Source organism: Rhodococcus sp. NPDC054953 (genome assembly GCF_053609225.1).
On the sequence record NZ_JBSGXD010000013.1, the window covers coordinates 36281 to 48881 of the forward strand.

Annotated in this window: 11 protein-coding genes; 2 read left to right on the forward strand and 9 right to left on the reverse strand. The window is 68.1% G+C overall.

The annotated features are described in order from the left end of the window. Positions 1-12: 12 nt before the first annotated feature. The 9 genes from gyrB to dnaA all read right to left on the reverse strand — a co-directional run bounded on the left by gyrB (position 13) and on the right by dnaA (position 11522). On the reverse strand, positions 13-2052 hold the full coding sequence (gene gyrB, locus ACWF62_RS11185) for a DNA topoisomerase (ATP-hydrolyzing) subunit B (protein WP_378508691.1): 2040 nt from the start codon (positions 2050-2052) through the stop codon (positions 13-15). A 210-nt stretch (positions 2053-2262) separates the two neighbouring features. Further along, positions 2263-3210 (reverse strand): alpha/beta fold hydrolase, encoded by a 948-nt coding sequence (locus tag ACWF62_RS11190; RefSeq protein WP_452630081.1) that lies wholly within the window; start codon positions 3208-3210, stop codon positions 2263-2265. An 18-nt stretch (positions 3211-3228) separates the two neighbouring features. Then, positions 3229-4326 (reverse strand): PDR/VanB family oxidoreductase, encoded by a 1098-nt coding sequence (locus ACWF62_RS11195; RefSeq protein WP_452630082.1) that lies wholly within the window; start codon positions 4324-4326, stop codon positions 3229-3231. Between the two features lie 20 nt (positions 4327-4346). Beyond that, positions 4347-5249, reverse strand: a complete 903-nt coding sequence (locus ACWF62_RS11200; RefSeq protein WP_452630083.1) for a metal-dependent hydrolase — start codon at positions 5247-5249, stop codon at positions 4347-4349. A 107-nt stretch (positions 5250-5356) separates the two neighbouring features. Beyond that, a complete protein-coding gene (locus ACWF62_RS11205) occupies positions 5357-5917 on the reverse strand; it encodes a DUF721 family protein (RefSeq protein WP_452630084.1) in 561 nt (186 codons plus the stop codon). Between the two features lie 192 nt (positions 5918-6109). Further along, the gene (gene recF, locus ACWF62_RS11210; protein ID WP_378508686.1) at positions 6110-7300 is read right to left on the reverse strand and encodes a DNA replication/repair protein RecF; all 1191 of its coding nucleotides are present in this window, start codon (positions 7298-7300) and stop codon (positions 6110-6112) included. Position 7301: 1 nt separating this feature from the next. Then, on the reverse strand, positions 7302-8201 hold the full coding sequence (gene gnd / locus ACWF62_RS11215) for a phosphogluconate dehydrogenase (NAD(+)-dependent, decarboxylating) (protein ID WP_452630085.1): 900 nt from the start codon (positions 8199-8201) through the stop codon (positions 7302-7304). A 54-nt stretch (positions 8202-8255) separates the two neighbouring features. Beyond that, the gene (dnaN, locus tag ACWF62_RS11220; protein WP_378508685.1) at positions 8256-9440 is read right to left on the reverse strand and encodes a DNA polymerase III subunit beta; all 1185 of its coding nucleotides are present in this window, start codon (positions 9438-9440) and stop codon (positions 8256-8258) included. Positions 9441-9929: 489 nt separating this feature from the next. Further along, the gene (gene dnaA, locus ACWF62_RS11225) at positions 9930-11522 is read right to left on the reverse strand and encodes a chromosomal replication initiator protein DnaA (protein ID WP_378508684.1); all 1593 of its coding nucleotides are present in this window, start codon (positions 11520-11522) and stop codon (positions 9930-9932) included. 545 nt (positions 11523-12067) lie between these two features. Between dnaA and rpmH the strand changes: the two genes are divergently transcribed. Next, entirely contained in the window at positions 12068-12211 is a 144-nt protein-coding gene (gene rpmH / locus ACWF62_RS11230) for a 50S ribosomal protein L34 (protein ID WP_137876442.1), read from the forward strand. 24 nt (positions 12212-12235) lie between these two features. After that, on the forward strand, positions 12236-12598 hold the full coding sequence (gene rnpA / locus ACWF62_RS11235; RefSeq protein WP_378508683.1) for a ribonuclease P protein component: 363 nt from the start codon (positions 12236-12238) through the stop codon (positions 12596-12598). Positions 12599-12601: the final 3 nt, after the last annotated feature.

Below are 12601 nucleotides of genomic sequence, written 5' to 3' on the forward strand. Positions count from 1 at the left end.
GCGGCGGTACCGCTACACGTCGAGGAAACGGACATCCTTCGCGTTTCGGGTGATGAAGCTGCGTCGAGCCTCCACGTCCTCACCCATCAGGACGCTGAACAGCTCGTCGGCCGCCGCAGCATCGTCCAGGGTGACCTGGCGCAGGATCCGGACCGACGGGTCCATCGTGGTCTCCCACAGTTCCTTGGCGTTCATCTCGCCGAGGCCCTTGTAGCGCTGAATGCCGTCGTCCTTGTTGATCTTCTTGCCCGCGCCCAACCCGGCCTCAAGCAGGCCATCCCGCTCGCGATCCGAGTAGGCGAACTCCGGCTCGGAGCGCTGCCACTTGAGCTTGTACAGCGGCGGCATCGCGAGATAGACGTGACCGTGCTCGATCAGCGGGCGCATGAACCGGAAGAGCAGCGTCATCAGCAGCGTCGAGATGTGCTGGCCGTCGACGTCGGCGTCGGCCATCAGCACGATCTTGTGGTACCGCAGCTTGGCGATGTCGAACTCGTCGTGGATGCCGGTGCCGAACGCGGTGATGATCGACTGGACCTCGGCGTTCTTGAGGACCCGGTCGATGCGGGCCTTCTCGACGTTGATGATCTTGCCGCGCAGCGGGAGGATCGCCTGGTACATCGAGTCGCGGCCGGACTTCGCCGAGCCACCGGCGGAGTCGCCCTCGACGATGTAGATCTCGCACTTGCTCGGATCGTTGGACCGGCAGTCCGCCAGCTTGCCGGGCAGGCCGCCGATGTCGGTGGCGCTCTTGCGTCGGACCAGCTCACGCGCCTTGCGGGCGGCGGTGCGGGCCTGCGCGGACGACACCGCCTTGCTCACGATCGTCTTCGCGTCGGCCGGGTTCGACTCGAACCAGTGCGCGAGATGCTCGTTGCACGCCTTCTGCACGAACGACTTGACCTCGGTGTTGCCGAGCTTGGTCTTGGTCTGGCCCTCGAACTGCGGCTCGCCGACCTTCACCGAAATGATCGCGGCCAGACCCTCGCGGATGTCGTCTCCGGACAGCTCCGGGTCCTTGTCCTTGACCAGCTTCTTTTCCTTGGCGTACTTCTTCACCGTCGCGGTCAGCGCAGCGCGGAAGCCCTCCTCGTGGGTACCGCCCTCGTGGGTGTTGATGGTGTTCGCGAAGGTGTGCACCGACTCCGAGTACCCGGAGTTCCACTGCATCGCGATCTCGAGCTCGTGGCCGGTGCCCTTCGCGGTGAAACCGACGACCGAGTTGTGGATCGGCTGCTTCGTGCGGTTGATGAACCGCACGTAGTCCTCGAGGCCACCCGGGTAGTGGTAGACGCGCGACTTGACCTTGTGCACCGGCGCGCTGGCCTCGGCCTCGGTCTCGGTGGCGGTCTTGGGCGCATCGGCCGTCGTGCTGACGACCTCGTCGGTGATCTCCTCGTCCGCGACCCGCTCGTCGGTGAGGGTGATGGTCAGGCCCTTGTTCAGGAAGGCCATCTCCTGCAGCCGGCGCGCGACGGTCTCGAAGTTGTAGTTCGTGGTCTCGAAGACCTCCGGATCCGCCCAGAACCGGACGGTGGTGCCGGTCCGCTTCGTCGGCTCGCCCTGGATCAGCTCCCCCGGAACCGCATTCGTGTAGGTCTGGAACCAGTGGTGCCCGTCGGTGTCGATCTCAACCTCGAGCTTCGTCGACAGGGCGTTCACCACGGAGATGCCGACGCCGTGCAGGCCGCCGGAGACCGCGTACGCGTCGGAGTCGAACTTGCCGCCCGCGTGCAGCTGGGTGAGCACGACCTCGACGGTCGGCGCGCCGGAGGCGTGCATTCCCACCGGGATGCCGCGGCCGTCGTCGACGACCTCGATGCCGCCGTCGGCGAGCATTGTCACCTCGACCTTGGACGCGTGTCCGGCCATCGCCTCGTCGACCGAGTTGTCGACGACCTCCCAGATGAGGTGGTGCAGGCCGCGCTCACCGGTGGAGCCGATGTACATGCCGGGACGCTTCCGGACCGCCTCGAGTCCCTCGAGGACGGTGATCGAAGAGGCGCCGTACTCCTTGTTTCCAGTGCTCTTGTCTGACTTCTGGGCAGCCACGGGAGGTGTGCTCTCCTTCTCGTTCACACGACGGTCCCCCGCACGACGTCCATCGCGCGAACGGTTTCGCCGGCATGGCGATCGCGGCCGACGACGTGGCCGCGAGTTACCACACCATCCTACTGGTAGAGCCGGACAGCAGGGCATCTGCGACACCCCTGAGCTGCCCGTAGACGCAGTTTCGGCGGCCGCGCCACACCGCGGATACCGTCAGGCGCGGATCGCGGTGTCGCCGGGCGACGTGCGGCCGATCACGTCGCGCACGAAGTTCGCCGTCAGCCGGGCGATCTCGGGCGCATGCGAGAGCGGTGCCCAGTGCCCGGCGGTGGTCTCGCTGCGCCGCAGGTCGGTGACCCAGCGGTCGGTGTCCTCGAACGCGAAGGGCAGCACCGCCTTGTCCCTGGTGTTGACGATCAGCTGGACCGGGATGTCGGTCCGCCGGTCCCGCGGACGCAGGATCCGCTGCCTGGTGTTCGCGCGGTACCGCTTGAGTCCATTCGCGGCATCCCGGCCGATCGTGACCGCCGGCCGGGCCAGGGTCGGTTCCATCCGGTCGAACAGCGACAAAAACAGCGGCCAGCGCGGAGCAAGCAGGCGTCCGGTGACCAGCTCCGGCACGACCGGGATGTGGAAAAGCAGGGCGTAGAAGGAGGCCGCCCACTGCGCCGCGACCCGGGCCAGCCCCCTGGGTGTCGGGTTCCGCAGGTTTCGCCACATCCAGTGGCCGAGGTGATCGAAGCACCACCCCGAGGTGGACGTGAACGAGGCGATCCGATCCCCCGCGCCCGGCGCGCACACCGCCTCCCACGACTCCAGCGACCCCCAGTCGTGCGCGAGCACGTGCACGGGTTCACCGCGGCCGACGGCATCGACGACCGCGAACAGGTCGGCCGCAAGCAACTCCAGGTCGTAGTCCGCGACCCGGATCGGCGAGGTCGACCGGCCCGCTCCCCGAGTGTCGTAGGTGACGACCCGAAAGTCGCTGCCGAGTTCGGCAACCACGTGGTCCCAGAGCAGGTGGGTGTCCGGCCAGCCGTGCACCAGCACGATCGTCGGGCCGTCCGGGTTCCCCTGCTCGAATACCGCGAGCTCGATGTCGCCGTTGCGCACCGTGGTGGCAACGGCGGGAGCGAGGAAACCGTTGGCGGGGTGGGTCATTGATACTCCTTCGACGGATCAGAGATCGAGCACGAGACGCTCGCCCGCAGCCCGGGACACGCAGAGCAGCATGGCGGTCCGCTGCTCGTCCGGCGTGAGCCGGGCTTCCCGATGGTCGGGGACACCCTCAAGGACCCGGACGCGGCAGGTGCCGCAGAAGCCCTGCTGGCACGAGTAGCCGATCCCCGGCAGTCGCTCCCGGACCACCTGCAGTGCGGTGCGATCCGCGGGGACGGTCAACACCTCACCGGTGCGGGCGAGCTCGACGTCGAACGGTGTTCCGTCAAGAACATCTGGGGCGCCGAATCTTTCGATGTGCAGGGCGGTGGCCGGGGTGTGCGGGAAGCTCGCGCGGACCAGGTCAAGCATCGGCGCCGGGCCACAGCAGTACACCGCACCCCCCGGCGCGGCCCGTCCCAGCAGGTCGGCCGCGGCTGGCACGCCGTGCTCGTCGTCGGTTCGCACGAAAACCCGGTCCTGTTCCCATGATTCAATCTCATCGAGGAACGGCATCGTGTCCCGGGAGCGGCCGGAGTAGACGAACTGCCAGTCCATGCCGGCTGCCCGCGCGGCCCGCACCATCGAGAGGATCGGGGTGATCCCGATCCCGCCTGCCACGAACAGCGCGCTGCCGCCGCCGACGAACGGGAACCCGTTGCGCGGACCACGCACCGTCACCCTCGCCCCCGGCTGCAGCGCGTGCATCTCGAGCGACCCACCTCCGCCGTCCGGGATCGCCCGCACGGCAACCGTGTACCGGGACCGATCCGCCGGGTCCCCGCACAGTGAGTACTGCCTTCGCCTGCCCGACGGCAGGTGGAAATCGAGGTGACACCCCGGCTGCCAGGCGGGCAGGTCGCCGCCGTCGATCGTGCCGAACGCCAGTGCAACAACCTGCTCATCCCGCGCGACGATCCGGCGGTCGACGACCTCGAGGGTCATGGCGGAATCCGGGTTGTGCCCGGCATGGTCACGGTTGTAGTCGTGGCCGGCGAGGACCCCGACGTAGCGCTCGGCGACCGCCCCGAGGGCGGCCATCATCCGATCCGGGCGGCCCCGCCCGCGCAGGTCTGCGGGCACCGGCCCGGGTGTGCGGCGATTAATGATGGACGGCATGACTTCTCGCGTTCGACGAATCAGCGGACCGCGGCCTGCGCCGCAGGAGAGGAGGCCAGGTAGGCGACGGCCTGCGCAGTGGATCCCTCGCTGGACGGGTGGTAGTCGCGACGGAAGTAGCGGCTCATCCGGCTGACCAGATCGGTCGTTGTCGGGAGCACGCCCCGCCTGCCCGCCGACCGGAAGTCCGACCAGTGCGGGCGGCGGCGGTGATGTGACCAGTTCGCGAGCTCGGGATCGTTGGCCATCAGGAACCGGGTGCCCCGGATCCAGAGGTACACCAGTGTCGGAGTTGCGATCAATTGCGTTCGCAGCCTTCGGCTTTCACGCTTGTCGAAGTAGCGCATGACGTCATAGGCGACCGAGCGGTGCTCGACCTCCTCGGACCCGTGCCAGCGCAGCAGGTCCAGCATCGTCGGGTGCACGCCCGCACCGTCGAGCGCCCGGGCGTTCAGCACCCAGTCGCCGAGGAAGGCGGTGACGTGCTCGATCGCCGCGATCAGCGCGAGCCGCTCGACGAGGTAGTTTTCCTTCCGGCCCGAGGTGAGCGGGCGCGGACCGAGCAGGTGGGTGAAGACCCAGTGCATCTGATCGGTGTACGGCGTGGTGTCGAGGCCCTTCGCCTTCAGGTGGTCGAGGACGCCGGAGTGCGCGTTTGAGTGCATCGCCTCCTGACCGATGAACCCGGCGACGTCGTCGCGCAGCTTCTCGTCCTCGATCAGCGGGAGTGCCTCCTTGAAGGTCTCCACGAACCAGTCCTCACCCGCGGGCAGCAGGATGTGCATCACGTTGAACACGTGCGTCGTGAAGGGGTCACCCTCGACCCAGTGCATCGGCAGGTCCGACCAGTCGAAGCGGACGTTGCGCGCCTGCAGCAGGATGTTGTCGGGTTCGAGCGCGGACGCGGTGGTGTCGACGGCCATCGGGCTCCCTTCGGCGACGCGACTGCATCGCGGTGACACAGTTCACTCCAGAAGAAGGTAACTGTAACACCGCGTAATAGGCAATCCCCGGCCTGTGGAGCCTCCGGTTACCCGTAGGTGTCGCGCGGGCCGCGTCCGCGCACGTGCCGTTCCCCCTTGCGCCAGCTCGGCGCGGTCGGCCCGGCGATCCGCAGGCTGGTGACCACCCCGTCCCCGACCGCGGCCGCGATCTTCGCGAGGATCTGGGCCTGCATCAGCCGCAGCTGCGTCGCCCACGCGGTGGATTCGGCGGAAACGCTGAGCACCCCGTCCTTCAACGCCACCGGCTCGGCGTGCGCGGAGATGTCCTCCCCGACCACCTGCTGCCACCTGCCGAATACGGTCCCCTCCGACACCCGCGGCGACCAGCCGCGACTCTTCGCGACCGTACTGGCCAACGCCCCAAACGGTTGCGGATCCCTGGCATCGGGTCGGGCGCCGGACCAGCCCCGTCGGCCCGTGCCGCGCGTCCTGGGCTTCGGCGACGACCGGCCCTGGCCGACCGACTTGCCGCTGGCCTTCGCCGCGGCCCGCGCCTCCTCAAGCGCCCGGCGGGCCAGGTCGATGCCGCGCAGTTCGGGCTCCCCGCTTCCGGGTCGTGCACCCGGAGCATCCGCCTGCTCACTCATCGCGACTCCCTTCTCCGTCGATCATCCCAGCACTCCGCCCCGCCCGCGTCCCGCCCGCACCTCCCCGCCCCCTGACCACCCACCTCACTGACCACCCCGCCCCCTGACCGAATGTGGGATTCGGTCGGTCTAAGTGACCGAATCCCACATTCGGTCAGGGAAGTAGAGGGGTGGGGTGCTGGTGGGGTGGGGTCAGCGGACGGTGGAGGTGCGGCCGTCGGGGCGGTCGACGGCCTCGACCGCGAACCTGGTCGCGTGCAGCTCCTCGGGAACGTCCTCGGCGACGGCGGCGGTGATCAGCACCTGCTCGGCGTCGGCCGCCACCTCGGCGAGCGCCCGCCGACGCTTGCGGTCCAGTTCGGCGAACACGTCGTCGAGCATCAGCACCGGGTCGGTGCCGTCGGAGCGGAGCAGCGCGAACGCGGCAAGGCGCAGCGACAGCGCAAACGACCACGACTCGCCATGACTGGCAAACCCCTTCGCTGGCTGGTCCCCGAGCCGGAGTTCCAGGTCGTCGCGATGCGGTCCGACGAGGCAGACGCCACGCTCAATCTCCCGCTGCCTGGCCTGGGCGAGTTCGTTGAGGAAGCACGCCTCCACCAATTCGACGTCGTCGCGGGTCCACCGATGCTGTGGATCGGCGAGTTCCGGCGGCAGCGACGCACCGAGACTCGACCGGTACCCGATCGAGGCCGGGCGGGACTCGGGTGCGATCCGCGCGTACGACTCCGCGACGTGCGGCCCCAACTCGGCGATCAGCCGCATCCGCCCAGCCAGCAGCTCGGCGCCGTGCGCGGCCAGATGACCGTCCCAAACATCAAGTGTGGCAAGGGCACTTGTGCCGTCGGTCGACCTATTCCCGCGACGCAGCGCGCCGCTGGCGGTCTTGAGTAGCGCGGACCGCTGCCGCAGCACCTTGTCGTAGTCCGAACGGACCGCCGCCATCCGCGGAATCCGGCTGCTGAGCAACTCGTCGACGAACCGGCGACGGTCACCCGGGTCGCCGCGGACCAGGGACAGGTCCTCGGGCGCGAACAACACCCCGCGCAGCACCCCGAGGATCTCTCGGGGCCTGCGCAGCGGTGAGGTGTTCATCCGGGCCCGGTTGGCCCTGCCGTCGTTGATCTCCACATCGATCGAGAGTTCGCGCCCGTCGTTGACCACCACGGCGCCGATCTGGGCCGCCGTCGCCCCGGCCCGGATCAGCGGGGCATCCGTCGACACCCGATGCGACGACAGGGTCGCGAGGTAGCCGAGCGACTCGAGCAGGTTGGTCTTGCCGTGCCCGTTCGGACCGAGGAACAGGGTGATGCCCGGTCCGGGTTCGAGGGTGACGGCGTCCCACGATCGGAAGTTGCGGAGCGAGAACTTGCGGACGAACACCCTATGGCTGCCCGGATTCCGAAACGCGTTGCACCGCATGACCACCGAACTGGTTGCGGAGTGCCGACACTGCCTTCATCGCGGGCGAGTCGGCCTGCCTTGACGCAAACCGCGCGAACAGTGCCGCCGAGATAACCGGAGCCGGGACGGCGTGGTTGATCGCCTCCTCGACGGTCCACCGACCCTCACCGGAGTCCTGGGTATACCCGGAGATCGCCGCCAGGTCGGGGTCCTCCGCAAGCGCCTTGACGAGCAGGTCCAGCAGCCACGACCGCACCACGGTGCCCGTGGTCCAGGCCCGTAGCACGCCGTGCACATCGGTGATCAGGTCTTCTGCCTCGAGCAGTTCGTAGCCCTCGGCGTAGGCGTGCATCAGCCCGTACTCGATGCCGTTGTGGATCATCTTCGCGTAGTGGCCCGCGCCAACCGGCCCCGCGTGCACGAAGCCGTCGGCGCGTTCCCCGTCCGGACGAAGGGCATCGAAGATCGGCATGGCTCGTGCGACGTCGTCGTCCGCGCCACCGACCATCAGGCCGTACCCGTTTTCCAGGCCCCACACGCCACCGGAGACACCGCAATCGACGTAGCCGATCTCCTTCTGCGCCAGCAGTTCTGCGTGTGGCCGGTCCTCGGTGAACCGCGAGTTCCCGCCGTCGATCACCAGGTCGCCGCTCGTCAGCACGTCGGTCAGAGCGGCGATGGTATCCCGGGTGATCTGCCCGGACGGGACCATCACCCACACCACCCGGGGTGTATCGAGCGCGGCCGCCAGGTCCGCGAGCGAGGCCACGTCCGTGACCTCGGGTCGCGGGTCGTACCCCACCACCTGGTGGCCGGCCGCCCGCAACCGCTCCCGCATGTTGAAGCCCATTTTTCCGAGGCCGACCAATCCCAGCTGCATCGGGTGGCTCCCTTCGGTGGTGGACGTGCGGTGACGGTCTCGGGCCGCGGGGAATCAGCCGGGAAGCCGGACCGGCATCAGCAGGTAGGTGTAGGCGCTGTCCGGGGCGGCGAAGGTGCCGCCGTCGCCGGGCTGAGGTTCCTCGTCCTCGGCAGGCCGGAGCACGGCGGGGCGGCTCGGAGTGGTGAAGCCGAAGGTGACCCGGTCGCTGTGCAGCGAGGTCAGCCCCTCGGTCAGGTACGTCGGGTTGAACGCGATGGTGAGCGACTCGCCCTGGAACCGGGCCTCCAGGGCCTCCTCGGCGCGTCCGGCGTCCTCCCCGCCTGCGGCGAGCAGCAGCCCATCCTCGGAGAACTGCAGGCGGACCTGGGCGCCGCGTTCGGCGACGAGTGCGACGCGCTTGATCGCGTCGACGAGCGGGGCGACCTCGACGGTGGCGATGGCGGTGTGCTCGGGCGGCAGCAGCTGCCGGAACTTCGGGAACTCCGCATCCAGCAGGCGGGTGGTGGTGCGTCGGCCCTCACCGACGATGCCGAGCAGGCCTTCCGACCCAACCGACGATCCCGCACCGAAGGCCAACTCAACCGGCGAATTGGAGCTTCCCCCAAGAGTTTTCGCTGCCTCCGACAGGGTCTTCGCGGGGATCAGCACCGCGGCGCTGGTGTCGGGGTTGGTCGGGGTCCATTCGATCTGACGGACCGCGAGCCGGAACCGGTCGGTGGCGGCGAGGACCACGTTGCTGCCCTCGATCTCGACCCGGATGCCGGTGAGCATCGGCAGGGTGTCGTCCTTGCCCGCTGCGATAGCGACCTGACCGATTGCCTCGGAGAACACGTCGACGGGCAACGAACCGGTCTGCTGCGGCAGTTCGGGAAGCTGTGGATAGTCCTCGACCGGCATCGTCGGGAGGGAGAACTTGGCGCTGCCGCAGGTGATGAGCACTCGAGCACCATCAACGACCAGGTCGACCGGCTTCAACGGCAGGGACCGGGTGATGTCGGCGAGCAGCTTGCCGGACACCAGGGCCTGACCGGGATCGGACACCTCTGCCGAGATCCGAACCTGTGCAGAGACCTCGTAGTCGAATCCGGAGATCGTCAGGCCCTGCTCGTCCGCGGAGATCAGCACACCACCGAGAACCGGGACCGGAGGCCGTGACGGGAGACTGCGGGCCACCCATGCGACGGACTCTGCAAAGTCTTCCCGGGCGACCCGAAATTTCATGCTCCCGAGCTCCATCGCTGGGCTGATCCTCTCCGTAGATGCATCACCGTGCCACCGTCCGTCTCACACGACGGGGCAGAAGCCCACCGTAGGCCCTTCCGGTCGAAGTTTAAAGCCGAAACCGGCGCGTCACCTCGCCCGTCCGGGCGGCGCGGAGCGGCTGTGTACGAACGGACTCCACAGAACCTGTTTTCAAAGGGAGAACTGGAGAGAAATACAAGCAGTATTAGTAGGTCCTGTGAAAACTGTGCAGAAGTCCCCTTCCTCGCTGGTCGCTGACCGTGTCGGCCTGGGGAGCCCGTGTGGATCGACGGGGGACGAATTGGGGACGGTTGTGGAGAACCGCTGAGTTGTTCATCGTTGTTCCCACACTGTCCACAGCGATTCCCTAGTTGTACACCGGGTTGTCCACAGTCGGACGGTGTTTGTGCGGAGTTGTGCACGGCACACGAAATCGGCGGTCCGTCCGGGTGGACGAACCGCCGAGGGGCGAGCGGGGTGCGGTCAGCGCTTGGCGCGCTGCTTGATCCTGGCGGTGAGTTCCTGCACCTGGTCGTAGACCTTGCGCCGTTCGGTCATCTCCTTGCGGATCTTCTTGTCGGCATACATGACCGTGGTGTGGTCGCGTCCGAACGCGTTGCCGATCTTCGGCAACGATAGGTCGGTCAGCTCCCGGCAGAGGTACATGGCGATCTGCCTGGCCTGGGACAGCGGCCGGGTCTTGCCGGGGCCGCACAGATCCTCGATCGCCATCCCGAAGTACTCGGAGGTGGCCGCGATGATGGTCGGCGCGTCGATCTCGAGGGGGGTCGAGTCCGGCAGCAGGTCCCGCAAGACCACCTCGGCGAGGGCGAGGTCGAGGGGCTGGCGGTTGAGGGACGCGAACGCCGTGACGCGGATCAGCGCGCCCTCGAGTTCGCGGATGTTGCGGTCGAGCCTGCTCGCGATCAACTCGAGGACGTCGTGCGGAACGTCGAGCCGGTCCATCCGCGCCTTCTTGCTGAGGATCGCGATGCGGGTCTCAAGTTCGGGCGGCTGCACGTCGGTGATCAGGCCCCACTCGAACCGGGTGCGGAGCCGCTCCTCCAGCGTCGCCAGTTGCTTGGGCGGCCGGTCGGAGGTGATGACGATCTGCTTGTTGGCGTTGTGGAGCGCCTCGAAGGTGTAGAAGAACTCCTCCTGGATGCCCTCCTTGCCCTCGATGAACTGGATGTCGTCGACGAGCAGGACGTCGGTCTCCCGGTAGCGGCGCTTGAACGCGACCTTGCGGTCGTCGCGCAGGCTGTTGATGAAGTCGTTCGTGAACTCCTCGGTGGAGACGTACCGGACCCGGATGCCGGGGAACAGTCGCTGGGAGTAGTGGCCGGCGGCGTGCAGCAGGTGCGTCTTGCCGAGGCCCGACGAACCCCACACGAACAGGGGGTTGTATGCGCGGGCAGGTGCCTCCGCGCAGGCGACCGCCGCGGCGTGCGCGAACCGGTTGGACGCACCGATCACGAAGGTGTCGAACGTGTACTTGGCGTTGAGGCTGTTGCCGTCGGAGCCGGCGGGGGCCGGGGCGGGCGGCTTGGTGAAGTACGCGGGCCACGACTCGTTGACGCTGGCGATGGCCTCGCCGTCCTCGTCCACCTCGTCGTGTTCGCCCGGGTCGGGTTCGAAGAGGTCGGCGTCACCGATGCCGGGCCTGCGTCGACGGAAGGCCTCCACGCTCACCGCTCCCGCGTTCGCGGACTCGGCTTCGGCCTGCCGGACCGAGGGCGGCGGCGCGGGCGCGGGCTCCGGGGCCGGGGCGGGCGGGGCCGGAGCGGGCTGGGCATCGGTGGGCGGGGCGACGCGGACACCGAGTCCCGCGACCCCCTCGTCGATGTGCCGGTTGAGGGTCTGCAGGATCGGTTCGCGCAGATCGCGTTCGATCGCCTCCTGGACGAACGACGAGGGCACCGACAGCAGCGCGAATCCCTGGGCAAGCGTCAGCGGCCGGACGAGCGCCAGCATCGCCTTCTGCGCCTTGGTGAGCGGGTGGCCTGCAGCGTCCGCGGTCAACTCGTCGAGGACGTCCACCCACACCCGTGCCAGGGTGTTCGCTTCCTCGTTCAACGTCGGCCCTCCCGGATCGGTGCGTGGGGAGTCGCCGCCGCTCGGTTGCGTCGACGATCGCGGGCTGTTCACCCCTGGGGATAACTTCCCCGCACAAGGCTACGAATATGCCACCTGAACAGTGTTTCCACACAATTATCCACAAGTGTGGATAACGTTTTCCGGTATCGGGTCGGGTCCGGACTGGGCCGGGAAACCCCAGCTCAATGCGCCTCCCACCTGCGATGATGCGGTCCTCTGCTGATCCGGTCCGCTCGCCGATGGTGCCGCGTGCCACACCTCGGGGCCGGACCTGTGCACAGATGTCAAGACCGGGCAAGCATCTCGGGTCACGTGGCGTGTCGGGACCCGTCGCGGTTTGACCTGACCGGCGGCGCTGCGTACTCTCGTACAGTCACCCGAGTTCGAGGTGGCGGTCTCATGCTGGCCACGTGTTGTTCACGAGAACGCGCGTGCCTCCGCGTGCCGTCGCCGATCGGGGAACACCCGAATCTCAGCTACAGATGGCGTCTCCCGGCGCCGACGATTTACAAGGAGTGTCGACCGTGGCCAAGGGCAAGCGGACGTTCCAGCCGAACAATCGCCGCCGCGCGCGTGTTCACGGCTTCCGTCTCCGGATGCGGACCCGTGCGGGCCGCTCCATCATCTCTGCGCGTCGCCAAAAGGGCCGCGCTACCCTCTCCGCCTGACCGCGTAGAGCGCGGGAGCTCGGGGTGCTTCCTGAGCCGCACCGGTTACGTCGTCGTGCGGACTTCGCGTCCACGGTTCGCCGTGGACGCCGCGCGGCCCGTCGGGATGTGGTCGTCCACGCCCTGACCGAGGCCACGCACGAGTCGCTCGTCGGGGATCCGGGTCCGCGTTTCGGTTTGGTTGTGAGCAAGGCTGTCGGGCCGGCGGTGATTCGACATCGAGTCGCGCGCCGGCTTCGTCATATCTGCGCGAGCCTGGTCGACGATGTGTCCGAGGGGACGTTCGTGGTGATCCGGGCACTTCCCGGGGCGGCAACCGCCTCGTCCGCCGACCTGGATCGGCAACTCCGATCCGGGCTGCGCAAGCTGAACCTCATCGGTGGGTAGGCC

Excerpts from the sequence above, each read along its gene's own strand:
- ACWF62_RS11190 (WP_452630081.1), bottom strand. The coding sequence starts at position 3,210 with ATGACCCACCCCGCCAACGGTTTCCTCGCTCCCGCCGTTGCCACCACG.
- ACWF62_RS11195 (WP_452630082.1), bottom strand. The coding sequence starts at position 4,326 with ATGCCGTCCATCATTAATCGCCGCACACCCGGGCCGGTGCCCGCAGAC.
- ACWF62_RS11200 (WP_452630083.1), bottom strand. The coding sequence starts at position 5,249 with ATGGCCGTCGACACCACCGCGTCCGCGCTCGAACCCGACAACATCCTG.
- ACWF62_RS11205 (WP_452630084.1), bottom strand. The coding sequence starts at position 5,917 with ATGAGTGAGCAGGCGGATGCTCCGGGTGCACGACCCGGAAGCGGGGAG.
- gnd (WP_452630085.1), bottom strand. The coding sequence starts at position 8,201 with ATGCAGCTGGGATTGGTCGGCCTCGGAAAAATGGGCTTCAACATGCGG.
- dnaN (WP_378508685.1), bottom strand. The coding sequence starts at position 9,440 with ATGGAGCTCGGGAGCATGAAATTTCGGGTCGCCCGGGAAGACTTTGCA.